The sequence below is a fragment of the Fibrobacter sp. UWB4 genome, assembly GCF_002210345.1.
Taxonomy (GTDB): Bacteria; Fibrobacterota; Fibrobacteria; order Fibrobacterales; family Fibrobacteraceae; genus Fibrobacter.
In genome coordinates, this window is sequence record NZ_MWQI01000002.1 from 234,356 (window position 1) to 252,629 (window position 18,274).

Annotated in this window: 12 protein-coding genes; 4 read left to right on the top strand and 8 right to left on the bottom strand. The window is 46.2% G+C overall.

What is annotated here, in order from left to right:
• Nucleotides 1–3 precede the first annotated feature (3 nt).
• Nucleotides 4–963, bottom strand: a complete 960-nt coding sequence (locus B7990_RS05985; RefSeq protein ID WP_254917354.1) for an iron ABC transporter permease — start codon at nucleotides 961–963, stop codon at nucleotides 4–6.
• A 143-nt stretch (nucleotides 964–1,106) separates the two neighbouring features.
• Here B7990_RS05985 and nspC point away from each other — a divergent pair, with 143 nt between their 5' ends.
• Complete coding sequence (gene nspC, locus B7990_RS05990) at nucleotides 1,107–2,234, top strand: carboxynorspermidine decarboxylase (RefSeq protein WP_088640247.1); 1,128 nt, start codon at nucleotides 1,107–1,109, stop codon at nucleotides 2,232–2,234.
• Nucleotides 2,235–2,271: 37 nt separating this feature from the next.
• On the opposite strand, the gene B7990_RS05995 is transcribed toward nspC, so the two are convergent.
• A complete protein-coding gene (locus B7990_RS05995; protein ID WP_141099225.1) occupies nucleotides 2,272–4,092 on the bottom strand; it encodes a hypothetical protein in 1,821 nt (606 codons plus the stop codon).
• A gap of 44 nt (nucleotides 4,093–4,136) precedes the next feature.
• Here B7990_RS05995 and tsaE point away from each other — a divergent pair, with 44 nt between their 5' ends.
• Nucleotides 4,137–4,550 carry a tRNA (adenosine(37)-N6)-threonylcarbamoyltransferase complex ATPase subunit type 1 TsaE gene (gene tsaE / locus B7990_RS06000; RefSeq protein WP_088640110.1) on the top strand — a complete coding sequence of 138 codons (414 nt, stop codon included), beginning with the start codon at nucleotides 4,137–4,139 and terminating at the stop codon, nucleotides 4,548–4,550.
• Between the two features lie 132 nt (nucleotides 4,551–4,682).
• On the opposite strand, the gene B7990_RS06005 is transcribed toward tsaE, so the two are convergent.
• From B7990_RS06005 to B7990_RS06015, 3 genes are read right to left on the bottom strand one after another with little or no spacing between them, the layout of a single operon-like run.
• A complete protein-coding gene (locus B7990_RS06005) occupies nucleotides 4,683–5,369 on the bottom strand; it encodes a hypothetical protein (protein WP_088640111.1) in 687 nt (228 codons plus the stop codon).
• 9 nt (nucleotides 5,370–5,378) lie between these two features.
• Nucleotides 5,379–5,825, bottom strand: coding sequence for a SufE family protein (locus tag B7990_RS06010; protein WP_012820171.1), 447 nt, complete (start codon nucleotides 5,823–5,825; stop codon nucleotides 5,379–5,381).
• A 7-nt stretch (nucleotides 5,826–5,832) separates the two neighbouring features.
• Nucleotides 5,833–7,029: an NAD(P)/FAD-dependent oxidoreductase gene (locus B7990_RS06015; RefSeq protein ID WP_088640112.1), complete on the bottom strand. Its 1,197-nt coding sequence runs from the start codon at nucleotides 7,027–7,029 to the stop codon at nucleotides 5,833–5,835.
• A gap of 122 nt (nucleotides 7,030–7,151) precedes the next feature.
• Between B7990_RS06015 and B7990_RS06020 the strand changes: the two genes are divergently transcribed.
• A complete protein-coding gene (locus B7990_RS06020) occupies nucleotides 7,152–8,471 on the top strand; it encodes a pentapeptide repeat-containing protein (protein WP_088640113.1) in 1,320 nt (439 codons plus the stop codon).
• A gap of 52 nt (nucleotides 8,472–8,523) precedes the next feature.
• On the opposite strand, the gene radA is transcribed toward B7990_RS06020, so the two are convergent.
• Together radA and B7990_RS06030 are read right to left on the bottom strand one after the other, a co-directional pair.
• Nucleotides 8,524–9,915 carry a DNA repair protein RadA gene (gene radA / locus B7990_RS06025; protein WP_088640114.1) on the bottom strand — a complete coding sequence of 464 codons (1,392 nt, stop codon included), beginning with the start codon at nucleotides 9,913–9,915 and terminating at the stop codon, nucleotides 8,524–8,526.
• A 91-nt stretch (nucleotides 9,916–10,006) separates the two neighbouring features.
• A complete protein-coding gene (locus B7990_RS06030) occupies nucleotides 10,007–12,436 on the bottom strand; it encodes an InlB B-repeat-containing protein (RefSeq protein ID WP_141099226.1) in 2,430 nt (809 codons plus the stop codon).
• A gap of 159 nt (nucleotides 12,437–12,595) precedes the next feature.
• On the opposite strand from B7990_RS06030, the gene B7990_RS06035 reads away from it, so the two are divergent.
• Nucleotides 12,596–14,131, top strand: a complete 1,536-nt coding sequence (locus B7990_RS06035) for a sensor domain-containing diguanylate cyclase (protein ID WP_088640116.1) — start codon at nucleotides 12,596–12,598, stop codon at nucleotides 14,129–14,131.
• 24 nt (nucleotides 14,132–14,155) lie between these two features.
• Here B7990_RS06035 and B7990_RS06040 read toward each other — a convergent pair whose 3' ends face one another.
• Entirely contained in the window at nucleotides 14,156–18,118 is a 3,963-nt protein-coding gene (locus tag B7990_RS06040; protein ID WP_088640117.1) for an EAL domain-containing protein, read from the bottom strand.
• Nucleotides 18,119–18,274 lie beyond the last annotated feature (156 nt).

The following is an 18,274-nucleotide window of genomic DNA, read 5'->3' on the forward strand; positions in this document are numbered from 1 at the left end:
CCCCTAAATCCGCGAACCGGAACCGCGCACAAGCACCCACAAAATCACAGGAACACCCACCAGCGAAAGCACCGCATTCAACGGCACCGAAGCCGGGAATAGTCCGCCCAAAAGCGCAAGCGCCACACCACACAACGCCGCCCCGGGCAAAAGTACGCGATGATTCGTCGTCTTGAAAAGCAGATAAGCTAAATGCGGCACTGCAATCCCGATGAACGCGACAGGCCCGCAAAACGCCGTTGTCGCTCCCGCCAAAAGGCTCGCCCCGAGCAACACACAAATCTTGGAACGCTTCACGTTTAACCCAAGCCCATGCGCAAAATCATCGCCCAAAAGCGCCGCATTCAAATACCGCAGCGAAACGCCAATCATCACCAATCCCACAAGCACAGCGGCCACAAAAATCCAGACATCACCGAGCGTCACGCGCCCAAAGCTACCCATGCCCCACGCCACATACACGCGCAGCGATTCCGAAGAGTTCCCAGCAATCAAGACGCTTACAATCGAATCGATAAAGTAACCTGTCAAAAGTCCGACAATCAAAAGTACGCCCGTCTGCGCAAAACGCGTCGCCGCAAACATCACGACAAGTGTCACAAGCAAAGCTCCAAGCGCCGCCGATCCCAGTACGCCGACACTTCCAAAGCCAATACCCGCCAAAAGCGCAAGCGCCACACCGAGACTAGCACCACTGCTAATGCCAAGTACAAACGGTCCCGCAAGCGGATTCCGGAATACCGTCTGTAGCGACAAGCCCGACACAGCAAGCGACGCACCCGCCAAAATCGCGGCAATCATTCGCGGAATTCTCAAGTTCCACAAGATGTTCGACGAAACATCCGCACCCGGACTAAACAGCGCCTGCACCACCGACGAAAACGGAATGTTCACCGCGCCAAAGCAAAGCGTCGCCACGCACAGCAACACAATCAAAATCACCAACGCTATAAAACCAATCAACAACCGCCGCAAAACAATCCTCCAATTATTCAAACACAACCATAGAAAATTTCAATAAATTTATAAAAAGCTCCGATTCAATACATCTGAATAATACAAAAAAGCATTTGAGCGACAAGACAATAATTTCTATCTTTTTCACCATGCTCGACTATTCTCAAGTTCCAAGTCCCTGTTTCGTACTTGACGAAACACGTCTCCGCCGCAATATGGAAATCCTCGACGATATCCAGAAAAAGACCGGCGTCAAAATCATCTGCGCTCTCAAGGGTTACAGCTTCTGGCGTTCCTTCCCACTCATCGGCGAATACCTCGCCGGCGCCACCGCCTCTAGCCTCAACGAAGCCCGCCTCGCACGCGAAGAGATGAACAAGGAAGTCCACGTCTTTGCACCCGTCTACGAAGACGACGAAATCGACGCCATCCTCGATGCAGCGGACCACATCACGTTCAACAGCTTTTCTCAGTGGCTGCGCTTCAAGGACAAGACGCTCGCCCATGGCGTGAGTGCCGGCATCCGCGTGAACCCGGAATTTTCGACAGTCGAAACCGACATTTACAACCCTTGCGGTAAGTTCTCCCGCCTCGGCGTGACCGAAAAAGAATTCAAGCCCGAACTCCTCGACGGCATTGACGGGCTACACTTCCATGCACTTTGCGAACAAGATGCCGACGCCCTAGAAGGCGTTCTCGCCGCATTTGAAAAGCACTTCGGCAAGTACCTCCCGCAAATGAAGTGGGTGAACTTCGGCGGTGGCCACCACATCACCCGCAAGGACTACCACCGCGACGAACTCGTGCGCATCCTCAAGGATTTCTCCGCACGCTACCCGCACTTGCAGGTCATCATGGAACCGGGCGAAGCCATCGGCTGGCAGACCGGTGAACTCGTCACAAGCGTTGGCGACATCGTCCACAACGAAATGGACATTGCAATACTCAACGTATCCATCAGCGCCCACATGCCGGACTGCCTCGAAATGCCTTACCGTCCAAGCGTCATCGGCGCCGCATTCCCGGGAGAAAAAGCTCACACGTACAAGCTCACGGGCAATTCCTGCCTCGCCGGCGACCAGCTCGGTGATTTCTCGTTCGACGAACCGCTCAAGGTCGGCGACCGCATCATCTTCGAAGACATGATCCACTACACGATGGTCAAGACCACATTCTTCAACGGTGTGCGCCATCCGAGCATTGGCAAGTTCGACGAAAACGGCAAGTTCCACCTGCTGCACAAATTCACGTACGAGCAGTTTAAGGATAAGCTGTAGACTCGCAGAAATATAAAGTCAAGCGCTCCACATTTCTCTATTTAACACAAACTATTCGTTTTGCGTTTCCTATTACTAAAACATAACTGCCTTGCCGAGGCACGGGCACAACAATGTTTGTTGCGGAAACTGAGCCATTAACGACAACCTGTCCCTGCATGTCAAAAACCGCATAAGGAGTTCCTTTATGGAATCCCGAAACATATATCCTTCGGGATTCTAACTGAACTTTAATTTGAGGAATGACCTTAGAAATAAATGTTTCAGAGCCTACATGAGAGCTACTGGAAACACTATTTGAGCTACTAGAATTGCCTTGGGAGCTAGAAGACAGCACATCCTTACCGGGTTCAACAGGAGAAACAGTGCCATCGATATATTTCCACACAGAAGGAGCCTTTGCATTTAACGTATCCGCAAAAGCCCTTGACGAAAAAATATTTAAAGGCTTGCCGATCGCCTTCCCCGGTTCTCCATACGTTCCATTGCTGTTATAATAAAGTCGCATATCAGTAGTGGCGTTCATCGCTGTAGCGTAAATATAGCGGCTATAGCAATCGCTCGAAAGTTCCGATGCCGCAGAAAAGGAATTGAACACTTTTTTTGTATTTGGTGTAATCCCCCCTACATACGCCTGACAGTCACTGTTTGCGAAAACCGGTTGCATATTGGCGACAACATTTCCCCAGTTAGCATTATTTACCAAGGAATCCTGAGCATACCCCACCACACCGCCGGCAAAAAGCATGGCGACATCGCCCACAATACTCATTAAGATTGTCACATCTCCCTTATTGACAGATCTACTCACCATTCCGTGGGGAGCATAGCCGACGATACCTCCGACATAGCCATCCATACCAGCAAAACTCGTCTTGTTATCGATCATAATGTTTCCATAGTTTATGGAGTTTTCAATACGAGCCGACATCCCAGAAACCTCAGCAGCTATACCACCAGCATGAAACTTAATCGAATAAGTGATGGAAACCGTACTACTAGAGCGATTATCTTTTATAGCCTTTTCAAAATCACCTTTAACAGTAATATTTCCGCGGTTTATGCAATGGCTAACAATACCGTCTTCCATTTCACCGACAATACCACCCATAGAAAAGACAGCCTCGTCATTTGTTCCATTGAATTCACAATAAGAAATTGTTCCTGTATTTGAACCAACAATTCCACCCAAAAACGCGGGTCCCGAAGCGTTCATCCTATCATTGAAATCTTTAAAAGAAATATTTTTTGCATATTCCAGGTAATCTCGAAAAATCGCATAGACCTGCGTTTCAGTCTCTTCCAAAGAAGCTTCTACAACGCAGTCACTGATTGAACCCTGATTTACCGCAGCAACGCCTCCACCAAAGCCACTGTTTTCCGCAACTATAAGAGAAGACGTTATTTTTAAATTGGACACCATACCATTTGTGCCGATATAACCAAAAAGCCCTGCGATTTTACCTTTACTATAAATTCCTTGAATAGTAAAATCATCTCCATCAAAAATTCCGTCAAAGGCATGGCTTTCTTCAGAGCCAATCGGAATCCAAGAAAGTGAATTTGATGTTGCAGATTCGTTAATTACAATATTCTTTGTCAACACAGCATTTGCATTCGTATTCCCGTCATTCACAAATTCCGCAAACCAAGCCAATTCCTGCGGTGTTGATATGAGATAATATTTTTTCCCATTTCGCATCGATTGTTGCGGCTGAATCGTAGAACCATCCCAAGTGGCCATGGCAAAAGATGCACAAAGAAAGATCGTTATAATTATTTTTTTCATTGTACTCGAACCTTTTAAGCCCCCCAAAAGTAAACCTTCCACAATAGTAATAATAGCTTTTTCAATCACTCAAAAGAAACAAGCAATATTAAAAACTATATTTAGGCGTGATTATGCGTTTCACATCAGAACAAGACACATACAACTGGGCGCTTGGATTTGCGAAGGAACTCAAGGTCGGCGACAAAGTCGCCCTCTACGGAAACCTCGGCGCAGGCAAGACCGTCATTAGCCGCGGCATCTGCAAAGGTCTCGGTTTCGATGGCACGGTCTGCTCCCCGACCTACACCATCCTCCACGAATACCCAAACAACCCACCCATTTTCCACTTCGACCTGTACCGTCTCGAAGGCGGCGCAGACCTTTATGAAGTCGGCATGGACCCGGACTATCTCGAAAGCGGCATCAGCCTCATCGAATGGCCCGAGCGATTAGAAGAAAACGACGCAGGCATCACCCACGTCGTTAAAATCCAAATCATTTCCGAAACCGAACGCGAAATTTCTGTTGAGAAAATCGCGAAGTAATACCTTTTTTCGTAGAAATTGTCATTCCCGATTTAATCGGGAATCTCCATCTCGCTCATAAAAAGGCGATGCCGGAACAAGTCCGGCATGACATCTTAATTCCTAATTCCGAAATCCTAATTCCGAATTATTTTAGACTTTTTTGCGTTTCTTACGAGCATGTTTCTTGTTCGCTTTTTCAATGGAATCAGCAACAGCTTTTGCACGGAGTTCCGCAGCGACCTGTGCCAAAGAATCCGCAACAGCCTTAGCCTTCGCAATCGAATCGGCACGAGCAGCGGCAGCAGCGACACTAGCCTTGATGGCATCGTTTTCTGCAATGTTGTTCCAGTCCTTGCGGTCCCCCTGACTTAAAAGCATCGGCCCCTTGTAATCCTTCACGACATTGAATGCTGCAACGGTATCACGGGCAGCCATGGCACCCATAGCTTCAGCATACAGGTCCTTCTGCTGGTTGCGCAAGTCTTCAATCGCGCCCAGACGGTTCTGGCGGAGGATTTCCATGGAATCGCTCACAAAGCCCAAGTCCCACGTTTCGTTATAGCAGGCTTCGGCTTCCACATACTTAGCTGCATCCGTTTCAGCGGCTACATACAAAGCATCGCACTTAGCAAAAGCATCCGCACTCTTTTGCTTGGCATACTGGTAGTAGTAATAACAACCGACAATCAAGCCAGCAAGCACCAGCAAGAACACGCCGTCCTGCCAGCCCATAATCGGCGCCTGCGGAAGTTTCGGTCTCCCGTTAACGGTTTCACCGGCTTCCAGTTTTTCTTCAGCCTCGTCAAACGGGCTTTTTCCATTCAAGAAACTAAACATAGAGTCGTCCTATTTTTTTGAAATTGCGTCAAAGACGCGTGCGTATAAATAAATCTGTTTCAAAAGGCTTGCAAAACCGTTCGAGCGCGTCGGCGAAAGCCCGACATTGAGTCCAATCTGCTGGAAAAACGTCGGATCTACCGAAAGGATATCGGCAGGAGCCATGTCATTGAAAATCTGCAAGGCAAGCGCACCGAGGCCACGGCTAATGAGCGGATTCGTCGTACCGCCTTCCACGTCCATCTCAAAATGGATTTTTGCGCCATCAAATTTCGGCACAAGATACATTGTCGAAGCACAGCCCTGAATAATGAACTTCTCCGCCTTGAGGGAAGCATCCATACCCTTGTGCTCACGGGCCAAATCCAAGAGGAATTTCCACTTGTCATCCGGGTCTGTGAACGAAGCAAATTTTGCTCTAATCTTTTCTTGACGATCAACAATACTTTCTGACATAATCATATTAATGCAAAAAAGAACGCATTTTCCAAATTAAAGACGGACAGGACCAAAGCACGGCCCAGAAGATTCTAAACAGTGTCTGCTTTTCGCGCGGAAGCTTCGAAAGGCTCTTTGCAGCCTTATCAAACTGTTCGTCCTTGATTTTTGCAAAGCCTGACTTGGCTCGCGAAATCTGCAAATGAGTCTTACCCAGAGCGGCCATCCAACGATCAAGGACAGACGCCTCAATACGGGCACGAGAGTCATCATCTACAGCATTCAGCCATTCATTGACCGCTTCAGCTGTAATCTTTCCGCTAAGGAGCGCTTCGACAATGCCCGAACGGCTCATCGGATTCACGCAGCTCGCCGCATCGCCCGCCTTAAAGAGACCACACTTGGCAAGCGGCTTATCAGACTGCCCGCAAGCAATCATACCGCCATAAATAGCCTTCACCTTGGCATCCGGGTAATGGGTAGCAATAAACTGCTTCAGTTTTTCACGTAAAGGCATATCGGGCTTTGCATTTTTCGCAAGTACAAAGCCAATATTCACTTCCTTGCCATCACGCGGGAAAATCCAGCCATAACCGCCCGGAAACTCACTCCCATAAAGCAAATCAATATGGTCGCGGTCGTGCTTGATGCCTTCGGCCACGGCAAAAATTCCAGGTTCCAAATCAGTATCGCCCGATTCAATCCCTTCAAGGCAAGGAATATCACGTGTCAGACGGCAACCAGGGCCACTTGCGTCAACAAATGCCTCTGACGAAAGCGAAACAAGTTCGCCCCCCACCTGGACATCTAAATTCCAGCCATTTTCAGTCTTTTCGATTCTCTTGACGAGAGCATCAAAACGGCATTCCACGCCAGCCTCGACACAAGCATCGGCAATAGCGTGGTGGAACTTCGAGCGGTCGAGCAGCCGCCCGCAATCCTTGCTATAAAATTCAGCCTTGTATCCCTTTGGCGACGTAAAATAGATGCCCGAAAGGCTTCCACGCACCCAGGACTCATCAATAGGCCATAAATCGTTCAAACGGTGGGTAGATACAGCTTCTGCACAAAAAATAGGCTCCTTCCAGGGTTCCTTTTTATCCAAAAGAAGGATTCGTCCGGCACCGCCCGTCAATTTTCCAAGCTGGAATGCCGCCATAAGACCGGCCGGACCTGCACCGCAGACCACCACTTTGTAAGAATTTGAACGAAAACAAGTCATTTCAACGTAAAATTAGTATTTATTTGGTCACTTTTTATTTTTAGTTGTTAGTTTTGCAAATTTTTTAGTTATTTTAGGGCTATCCGTTATTTGATTTACTTTTTCATAAAGGGAATTTGACTATGAATATGAAGAACGTCTATAAATTTGGTCTTTGCCTCCTTAGTGCCCTTGCGCTCAACGTATCTGCGCAAGATTTTAGAGGTAAGGACCTGAACACCTCCTTCCGCGACAAGCGTATCGACAACTACCAGTTCCAGAAGGCAAGGGCCATCAAGGGCGTTACGGACTTCCAGCGCTCTGCCGGCGACTCTCCGAACTTCGAAGAAGCAAACCTCGCCGAAGTTTCTTTCCGCAATGCTGTGATTAGCGGAGCCAACTTCGAAAAGGCAAACCTCAAGGGTGCAACAATTAGCGGCGCAGACATCCGCTCTGCATCCTTCGAAGGCGCAAATCTCGAAAACGCAAACCTCTATCGTGCAACGCTTCTCGATAGCAAATTCCCAAAGGCAAACCTCAAGAACGCCCGTCTCGATGCTATGAAGGTCTCTGACGAATGCGATTTCAGCAAGGCAGACCTCACCCAGGCTTCCGTGATGGACATGGACCTCACCCGTGCTGACTTCAGCAAGGCAAACCTTACCAACACGAACTTCTCCCGTTCCTTGATGGCTAACAGCGACCTCCGCAAGACCACCATGGACAAGACAGACTTTACAGCATGTAACCTCATCGCTGCAAACTTCTCTGGCGTGAAGCTCAATAACGTGAATTTCGCCAAGGCCGGTCTTTCCCAGGCTGATTTCGACGGTGCAGACTTCATCAACGTCAACCTTCAGGAAGCAGACCTTTCCTTGACCTACTTCAATGACGTGGATCTCTCCAGAACGCAGCTCCAGAAGGCCAAGTTCGCTCAGTCCAAGCTCAAGAACATGAAGTTCAACAACCAGGACTTGAACGGTGTCGTTTTCGACAAGGGCGAAGTTTCCAAGAGCTCTTTCGACAAGACCAAGCTCAACAAGTCTTCCTTCTTCGATGCTAGCGTCAGCAAGAACGTGTTCAACTACGCTGAACTCATGAAGGCTGTCTTCGACGGTGCCTACGTTTTCAAGGACATCTTCGATAACGCAGACCTCACCAAGGCAAACTTTGCAAACTCCACCATCGAACGCTCTGCATTCAACAATGCCCAGCTCTCCGGTGCAAACTTCTCCGGTGCTAAGCTCATCAAGGTCACATTCATCAACGCCAAGATGGAAGGCGTCAAGATCGACGCAGATACCAAGATGGAAGACGTGGACTTCTCCGGTGCAGACTTGACCGGTGCAAAGATCGAAAAGTTCACTGCCAAGCGTGTTCTTTATAACGAAAGAACCAAGTTCCCCAGCGGTTTTGATCCGCGCGCCTTCGGTTTCTCTAAGCCGGGCGAAAAGCGCAAATAAGCCTTTTTGAATAACGGAAACGAGGGACGCTCACAAGAGCGCCCCTTTTCTTTTATTTCTTATCCATGAGCCAGCTTATCGCTTCGGAAAGCGTATGCACGTGCACAATTTTCATCCGCCCAACATTCTCTGAAAGTTTACAGCTCGCCGGCACAACCGCTTCAGTCATTCCCAAGCGACTCGCTTCCTTGAGCCTCTGTTCCAGAAGGCTTACGCCACGCACCTCGCCCGACAGTCCAAGCTCGCCAATCGCAATAGTCTGTCGAGAAAGCGGGATTCCCAAGTGATTGCTCGCCACAGCAAGGGCAAGAGCCAAATCTGAAGAGGCGTCATTCACCTTCATGCCTCCGGCGATACTCGCAAATACGTCCGAAGCACCAATCGTCACGCCACCGAACTTTTCCAAAAGCGCAAGGATAATCGTCAGGCGCTTCGGGTCAATACCCGCCGCCACACGCTGCGGCACCGCAAAATTCGTCTGGTTCACAAGAGCCTGCGTTTCGAACAGGAGCGCCCGCGAACCCTCCATCGTGCAACACACAGCACTCCCAGGTGTCGGCGGGACGCCTTCCTGCAAAAAGACCTTGCTCGGATTAAGCACCGGGTTCAGCCCGTGACTCGTCATCTCGAAAACGCCGATTTCATCGGTCGCTCCAAAGCGGTTCTTTATCGTGCGCAATAGCCTGTACTGGTGATTTCGGTCGCCCTCAAAATAAACAACCGTATCGACCATATGCTCCAGGATTCTCGGCCCTGCAATCTGACCATCCTTCGTCACATGCCCAATCAAGATCGTAATGCAACCGGAATTTTTCGCAAAAACCATCAAGTCTAGCGTACATTCACGCAACTGCGTCGCACACCCGGGAGTCCCAGCAAGATCGCTCTTGTAGACAGTCTGGATGGAGTCAATCACAAGCACCTGAGGCTTGACCTCTTTTGCCTGTTCCAGAATCTTTTCGAGGTTCGTTTCGCAAAGAAGCAACATATCGCTCCCTGAAACATTCAACCTTTCGCTGCGGAGCTTAACCTGACATGCGCTCTCTTCACCACTCACATACAAAGCCTTGACTCCAGCAGCGTTCATCGTCGCAAGCGTCGTGAGCACGAGCGTCGATTTGCCAATTCCAGGATCGCCCCCTATCAGCACTAAACTTCCTGGAGCAAAGCCACCACCAAGCACACGGTCAAATTCCGTATTCGCAGTACTCAGGCGACGCGTATTCTCCGTTGCAACATCCCTCAGCGGAACAACCTTATGGACTGGACCGCCAAGCCCTCGCCCAGTACGTCCCGCCCCCTCCGTAATCCGTTCAACGACATGTTCCTTCAGCGAACTCCACGCCCCACAGAATGGACACTTACCCGCCCACTTAGGAGTCGTATTGCCACATTCTGTACAGAGATACTCGATTTCTTTCTTAGACTTGTTTACTGCCACCATGAGCACTAATATAATAAAAACAGAATGTCAAAAGGTGACATTCTGCAAAATAGTGTTCAAAAAAGCAGTTTTTGTATTTTTTTGCAGCTTATTACTTGATGGAGAACTTCTTGAACCGACCCGCAGTATAAAGCAAATAGGAACCAGAAGAATTTAAAGTTACATCAATTGAGCCTGCAACTGCATAGCCGCTATGAACAAGGCTTCCCTGCATATTGAAAATCGCATATTTTTCGCCATGAGGAACACCAGAAACATGCAAAGCCTTCCCCGAAACATCTATATGGATACTCCGATACACAATGGAGGGAATGTCTTGCTTTTGCATTGAACTTGAAGATTTCTCCGCACTGAATGACGACTTACCGACACTTGAAGAAGACTTCACAGAGCTGGATGAAGGTTTCGTTGAGCTAGACGACAATTTTTCAGAACTTGATGAAGTGCCAATGACACTAGCACTGGATTGATTTTGTGAACTGGACGAAATTATACCGCTGCTAGACAGCAACATTTCAGAGGAACTAGATTCTTCAAAAGAACTGGAACTGATCAAAATCTCGATTGAACTTGAAGAGACTTCAAATTCAGAAGAGCTTGAAAGCAACAGACTTTCTGACGAGCTGGACATTTCTTCTTCTGACGAGTTTGAAAGAACAGGTTCTTCCGAGGAGCTTGATTCTTCAGAAAAACAGGAACTGATCAATTCCTCGATTGAACTTGAAGAGACTTCAATTTCAGAAGAGCTTGAAAGCAACAGATTTTCTGACGAGCTGGACATTTCTTCTTCTGACGAACTTGAAAGAACAAGTTCTTCCGAGGAACTAGATTCCTGTTGTTCAGATGAACTAGATTCTTCAAAGGAACTGGATGAAACTTCTATTTCTAAAGAATCATAGACGGCGTAATATTTTGCATCAGCTTTCGCAGGCACAACAGCCTTATCCCACCCCTTGAACGAGTAAGAATACTTTTCTGTAGATTCTCGCAGCGGAGTCCCTTCATACACGTACGTCTTGCCATACTGAACACTCTGCGATTCGATCAACGTAGAATCCCAATTAAAGAACGAAATTTCATAAAAGACATTGCTCATATCCTTGAACTTTGCCGAGACAGTCTCGTTCTGCGTAAACACGCTAGAAGCACTTACTTGTGTACCACCACTCGTAAACCAGCCCTCAAATACATAATTTTCTGCAGCCGAAGGCGTTGCCGGGAACGCGACTTGCCCCTTGGCATTGGAATATTGAGTAGACAAAGTCGTGCTGCCATTCTTAAAAACAATTTTATTCGTCTTCTTATCGCTGAGCATTGCCACATAAGCATAGCCTCCATTGATAGTCCAGACTCCATTACTAGAAGTTTTGGTGCCGCAAAGCATATTCATGTCGTAAGCAAATGAACCCACTTTCATTTGTGCTGTCGTTCTTCCCTCAACCTTTTTTCCAATCGATCCGTTATTCTTGCCAACGGCACTTTTGTTTGCCAATACTGTTTTATCATAAATGACGCAATCCCCAACCGTTCCTGAATTTACGGCTACAGCACCACCTACATAATAATCGCCACTAACACTCCCTTTTACTTTACTTGTGCTTAAGGCATCCCAAAGTTTTGCACCGTTATTACTCATACCAACAAGACCACCGGCATAAGCATACCCGTAATCTGTAGTAGACCCCGTAGATCTCGCCGACGCTTGCCCGACAACTTCGCCGTGGTTGCTCACGTGCTTGATTTCACCATCGTTCGTTCCACTTATTCCCCCGGCGTACGATGCGGCCATCCCATCATTAGCGGTCATTTGTGCCCCAACCCAAGCGTAGTTGGCACTGTTCCAAATGAGCTTTTCATTGACTGCTGCAATGCCTCCTGCATATCCGTAAAGCATCGACAAGTTATTCGAGGTTACGCTTGCCTTCGCGCTAATAGAGGCTTTATTGAAACAGTAACGAATTTCGCCCTTGTTTTCACCAGTAATACCACCAGCATAAAGATACGCCGTTCCAGAACTTACCGTACTTGTCACCTTGACACTGTTGTTACCGACATTGTAAATTGTTCCGTAATTATGAGCCGCCACAGCCCCCGCATATTCTGAACTTGTAACAGAGCCCACATTTAGGCGCAAATTTTTCACTGAGCCACTGCTACCGATATATCCAAACAAACCGACATTCGAACCACTCGCCTTAAGACCGTAGACGACCTTTCCGTTACCCTCGAAAATGCCATTGAACGGTTTGCTGCTTGAACCAATCGGAGTCCAGTTGGTACCACAGGTTTTCGTTTCATCGGCTCCCATGACAATATTCGCCGAAAGCACCGCATTTATCGTATTTTTTCCGCCATTCACCGTTGCGGCAAACCAAGCCAAATGATTCGGAGTGGAAATCGAGTAGTAGCTCTTGCCATTGATTGTAGTCGTTCCAGGCTGAATCTTGCCACCAGTCCATGCTGCGAATGCTTGATTAAAAAGCGAGAAAATGAGTAAAAAAACAAGGGACTTGATTTTCATGCGCGCAAATGTAAATATTTCGTAAGCAAAATTCAAGATTCTTTTTATTATGAAATATCACATTCCAATCCGCCACACATGCCTTATTCATGGCGTTCCCTCCCCATAAACTCCAAAATTATATATCTTAAAGGAAATAACAGCATTGAGGTGTATTAAATGAAACTCAACCTATCATTGAGGATCACTTCTGAAAATGACAAGAACATTTTCAGGACCTTTGTCGTCGAAAAGAAATTGATGTGGGATACCAGCATTTCAGTGGATTCTCCAGCTGAAGATTCTTTTGAAGTTTTACTTACCGACAATGCAAATGAAGCCATCAATGCTGTACAGGACAAGCGCCCCCAAAGCGAAGTCATTTATATCGGCGACATGTCCGAGGTGCAAAACATCTACACCTCACTTCTTGACGTCTGGCCAAGGGCCGAATCAAGTTCCATTCGCAGGATACGCATAGAAAAATTACTCCAGAATTTGCAGACCCGCTTTGACGCCTACCATTACCAGAATCTACTCACGACAGCAATCGACAGCGTCCCAGACCTCGTGTGGTTCAAAGATAAGATCGGCGCCCACATGATGGTGAATAAAGAATTCTGCAACACAGTCCATAAGACAAAAGAAGATATTCGCGGTCGAGGGCACTATTATATTTGGAACATCTCCGAAGAGGAATACAAGAAGGGCGAATACGTCTGCATGGAATCTGAAGAAGAGACGATGTCTTCTGGCCATACCTGCATTTTCGACGAACCGCTCAAGACAAGCGAAGGCATGAAGCAGCTCAAGACCTACAAGACCCCGCTTTACGACATGTTCGGCAATATCGAAGGTACAGTCGGGATCGCGAAAGACGTCACCGACTTTGGCAACATGGGGCTTGAGCTTTCAATTCTCGTAGAGAACCTCCCTTTCCCGCTTATTCTTTGCGATACAAACAGGAAAGTTCTCAAGATGAACGATTCCTTTAAAAAGCTTATCGAATCGATCGACGGGACCTTCAAAAGCTTCCAATACCAAGAATGGCTACAGCACAACATGACTCCCATTGGGGAAGAAGATGTTGATTTGGAAGGCAAGTCTAGAAAGAGAGAATATGAAATAAATCTCGCCGGACAAACGCGCTATTTTAAAGTCATCGAACAGGAAATCATTGACTACTTCAAGAATACATCTGGCTACTTCGTGATTTTCAATGACGTGACAATGGTACGCGAATATGAAAAGATGATTCTGAACGAAGCGAACACCGACGCCCTAACAGAGCTTTACAACAGGCGTTATTTCGAGGACTTCATCCACAACAACGCCAAAAAATCCATGACGCTCATTTACATGGACCTCGACCGCTTCAAGGAAATCAACGATAATTTCGGGCACAAGCGCGGCGACCAGATTTTGAAGGGTTCGGCAAAGTTCATCCAGGAAACATTCCCCGACGGAATTGTCGCACGCCTGGGCGGCGATGAATTTACAGTCATCTTAGAAAAAGAAATCACCGAAGAAGAAATCAAAATACGATGCGAAGAGCTGAACAAAAAGATTTGCACACTCATTCGAGCAAGCGATTTACGCATATCCATCAGCTACGGCATTTCTTCAACAGACGGCAGTCGCAACACGGATGAGCTTTTGCGCGAAGCGGATAAACGCATGTACAAAAACAAGCGGGCAAAGCAGGGATATAAATAAAAGGGGCATCGCCCCTTTTATTTATCAGTCGTTATATCTCATATTCGTTATGTCCGATATGGTAACGATGTATTTTTGAGAGCCTTCGTAAAGTACTCGTCCACGAACAAATTTAATCTGCCCATTCTCGAGCTTTAGCGATTTGCCATACGGTTCTCCCGAAGCACTATACAGCTTTGCACGTTCCAAGAATTCTTCCGCAGAGCAAAGCGGTATCTGGAAAAGCTTACAAAGGTTGTCCATAGAATTCGTAATCGTTCTCTGGACATACATAGGTTTTCCATCAACACAGGAAAGGCTCAATATTCTATCGTAATTGCCATCGATATAGATAATCTGGTCATACAGATTCAAAACAACAGCATCCGTCAATTCCTTATAGGCTTCGACATCGGTATCGTTTTCATTCTGGAGTTTCAGAATGACATCGCCTGTATCTGGATCTGCCATCATATCAAACGTGGACTTGATGGAGAACCATCCATTTTTAAAATTATAGCTCAAATTGAGCGGCGGAACAGGCCGCTTATTCACATAGTCAAGAATCAATTTTTCACGAGTGTAATCTGACACCTTTTGGACATTTACACAATCCTTTGACATAAGCCCTGTCAAATAATTGTAATGGACATCGTAAGTATAATTACCAGAAAAGCCTTCCGGAATATACGTTATGCCTTCCATTCTCAACACTGGAGAATTCTTCGTGAGGTTCCAGAACAGGAATGCCTTGTAACCCGGTTCATAAGACTTGGTATGCGAAGCTTCACCAGAAGACATGAACAATTTGAAAGCATTCTTTCGGCCAAAATAATTCTTTAGGGCCATATCGTCTTCGGAGACAAATACTGATAAAATACGTCCATACGGAGTATCTCTATAGAATCTGCCCACATGATAAATCCGCTTAACAACACCTTTCTTCGTCTTAATACGATATGTTGTCTGAGTCGGCATAGAGCTACCACTGCGGAAAAGCGTTTCAAGCTTTTCATCGACTCGCGCATAGTCTTCAGGGAGAACTGCACCTTCAAATTTATGCCCTGTCAACGCACGGAAATCATCCTCGTTATCGCAATCAAAAATTTCGAGCGCCTGCCCATTGACATAAAGAATGTCTCCGCTTACGGCTTCCAAAAGAACAACTCCGCCAGGAACATATTCCATATAGTTCAAAGCAAGCTGGTGGAGCAGCTCTGTATTCTTGATGGCACCATCAATTTTAGACTTGACCTGCTCCTTGTTTTTTATAGGCGTATGAATAAACTGATAAGCACCCAAACGGACACTTTCTTTCGCCAGTTCCATATTATCCGTCATCACCACAAACGGCATCTGGAATTCTCGCTTCTCGCCTCTAAATTTTTGAATAATCTTGAAGCCATCAATTTTCGGAAGAGCGGCATCAATCAGGGCAAGCGAGATTTTGTTACCGTACTCCAGCAAAATATTGAGGACCTGTTCACCATCATTAGCCAGCATCACGTTGTAATCCGGCCTCAAGATTTCTTCTAGGAATGCCCGATCTTGCGAGTTCACCGTTGCAAGCAAAATATTCTTCGCCTCGGCAGGGAACCTCACCATTTTTTGCGATGACGAAGCACTTTCAACAGCGCTCACATGCGTATTGCGGAACGTCAAATCATAAATATGGCAACCGTTAATATCGGCAATCAAACGCCCTCCCAAGAACACATAGGTTCCATGGCTAGCATAAGTCGTCTGTAACGGGGCCTTATACGCAGCGTGTTCAGCCTCGCGTAATTTTTCATAAACTGGATTACCAGGATCATTACAAGCAACCTCAACATCCTTAAAACTTGTAAATCCTAGACTCAGGAGTTGTTCTTCGTACTGCTGGTTTACAAACAGGAACTTAAACTTTCCATCTTCATAAGACATGATTGCCTTGGGAGTATCAACCAGATAATCGAGGCGCCCAAGCCTTGAATACACATGGCGAGCCTTCGGGTCTTCAATAGGCATTCCTATAGAAGTCATGTGTTTAAGCGTATCCTTCAAAGGCATCGGTTTTCCGTAATAGTACCCTTGAACCTTTTCGCAGCCAATGCCCTTCAAAAAGTCCATCTGTTCCTTAGTCTCAACACCTTCAGCAAGAGTCTTAAGGCCCAAATTTTTCGCCATACGAACTGTCGAACGGATAATGGTACGGGAAGTCTCGTTAAAATTCGCCAGGAACGCCATATCAATTTTCAGTTCATCAAACTTATAATCCTTCAGCGTATTTAGAGAAGAATAGCCGCTACCAAAGTCATCCATCCAGACTTCATAACCAGCAAGACGGAATCGTTCAATTTCGTTTCGGACATAAGAATCCGACGCAATGATACTTTCCGTAATCTCGACACGAATATAGTCACGATCAATTTTATATTTTTCGAGCGCTTCTTCAACAACTTCGAAGATATTGCAGCCAATAAAATCTAGACGCGAAAGGTTAAACGAAACCGGGACAACCTGATTTCCGCTATCGATTTCCTCTCGCATTTCCTTACAGACTATATTGATTACTTGGCTATCTAGCTTATGGATTTGTCCCGATTCTTCAAGAGCGCCGATAAAGACAGCAGGATTCAAGAAACCATATTGCGGGTCAATCCAGCGAGCAAGAGCTTCCATACCGCAGAATGTTTCCGTAATTGTACGGACAACCGGCTGATAAAAAACTTTGATGTAGCCATTTTTTATAGCTTCGTCAATGTGGTTCACAACGTAATTCTGCAAGAATAGCGCCTTGCGCAGATCTTCGTCATAATAACGAATAAATCCGTCACTAGCCTTCTTTTTGACTTTACATGCAATTTTTGCCTTTTCGCAGACATCAAGCATCGCCTCAAATTCATCGACTTTACAAATGCCGACGTTGACATCCATCGAAATTTTAGAAATGGTACTCTTGACAAACCTTCGAATTTCATTCAGTTTGCCTTCAACATTCACCATGTCCGCAACAATCGTAAAGTGATCATTGGATTGACGGCAAATCAAATTTTTCGGGAATAATTTTTTTAGGAATGCCGCGAAATGAAGCAGGAACTCGTTCCCCTTACTGTAGCCGTTGGCATTATTATAAAGCTTCATCCCGACGATGTCAAAGTAGATAACCGACGGTATACCGCCAGCATTTCTAATATCGTCCGCATAGTTTTCACCGCGCATGCGACAGTACTCCATGTTCGGGAGTCCTGTCAAAAGGTCGAAATAACGGTCCGTCCTTTCACTTATGCGATGGAAAATAGCATCCACACCATGCCATTTGATCAATGAAGCTTTTAAAATAAGGTCCCCGCCCGTACGCGAATTCGGCACAAGGACTTCGCCTCTTTCAAGAACCTCGTCAAGAGTAATCAGTTGCGGTTCTTTCGGATCAAAAAAGTATTCTTCAAAAGTGATTCCCGAATTAAAGGGCTTTACCGGCGTCCAGATTCTCTCTACAGAAGCGCTGATCATGTAGATTTCGTGAGTCTTTGCATCGACAATGACAAAAGGCTCGACAGTATCACTATTTAAAAATTCAATCAGGCTCTTATCAAATTCGAGACGCTTTTCCCTGTTCTGTTCCAGCGCCTCGGTCACATCGTCATAAACGACAACCGTATATTCCGTAGAATCATCCAAAAAATGGTGATAGCCTACGGAATGGATGGTACGGTATTCCTCTTTCCCATACAGTTTTTGACGGTAAATAACCTCGTAACGCCCGTCCTTTGATTTTGCAAATTCTTTGGCCTTGTTCGCTACATATACAATATCTTCATGATGAACATCCTTATACATGTCCGTATCAAGAAAATGCATCAAATCTTCACGTGTACAGCCAGGCTTCTGCCAGCGAACAAGTCCATTAGAGACGAGAATAGTTTCAAGATGTCCATTTGCAAACCGATAGACCGCAAGCGGAATATCGGAATTTTCCAATTCCTTCTTTATCCCCTCTGGAATGATATTTTTTTTCTGCTCAGACATAGCCACACATCCTCTACAAAAAGGGGAGCGAATGAATCTTACAGTAAAAAAATCAATGCTCCCCTTAAAAAAATAGCTTCTAATGTTTAAAATAATTTAATATTTCAAACTTCGCAAGTTTTTTAACATATTTTTATAATGTTTTTGATAAGAAAT

Bases quoted from the DNA above. Each gene is read 5' to 3' on its own strand.
- nspC (WP_088640247.1), top strand. From the start codon at position 1,107: ATGCTCGACTATTCTCAAGTTCCAAGTCCCTGTTTCGTACTTGACGAA.
- tsaE (WP_088640110.1), top strand. From the start codon at position 4,137: ATGCGTTTCACATCAGAACAAGACACATACAACTGGGCGCTTGGATTT.
- B7990_RS06005 (WP_088640111.1), bottom strand. From the start codon at position 5,369: ATGTTTAGTTTCTTGAATGGAAAAAGCCCGTTTGACGAGGCTGAAGAA.
- B7990_RS06010 (WP_012820171.1), bottom strand. From the start codon at position 5,825: ATGTCAGAAAGTATTGTTGATCGTCAAGAAAAGATTAGAGCAAAATTT.
- B7990_RS06015 (WP_088640112.1), bottom strand. From the start codon at position 7,029: ATGACTTGTTTTCGTTCAAATTCTTACAAAGTGGTGGTCTGCGGTGCA.
- B7990_RS06020 (WP_088640113.1), top strand. From the start codon at position 7,152: ATGAATATGAAGAACGTCTATAAATTTGGTCTTTGCCTCCTTAGTGCC.
- radA (WP_088640114.1), bottom strand. From the start codon at position 9,915: ATGGTGGCAGTAAACAAGTCTAAGAAAGAAATCGAGTATCTCTGTACA.
- B7990_RS06030 (WP_141099226.1), bottom strand. From the start codon at position 12,436: ATGAAAATCAAGTCCCTTGTTTTTTTACTCATTTTCTCGCTTTTTAAT.
- B7990_RS06035 (WP_088640116.1), top strand. From the start codon at position 12,596: ATGAAACTCAACCTATCATTGAGGATCACTTCTGAAAATGACAAGAAC.
- B7990_RS06040 (WP_088640117.1), bottom strand. From the start codon at position 18,118: ATGTCTGAGCAGAAAAAAAATATCATTCCAGAGGGGATAAAGAAGGAA.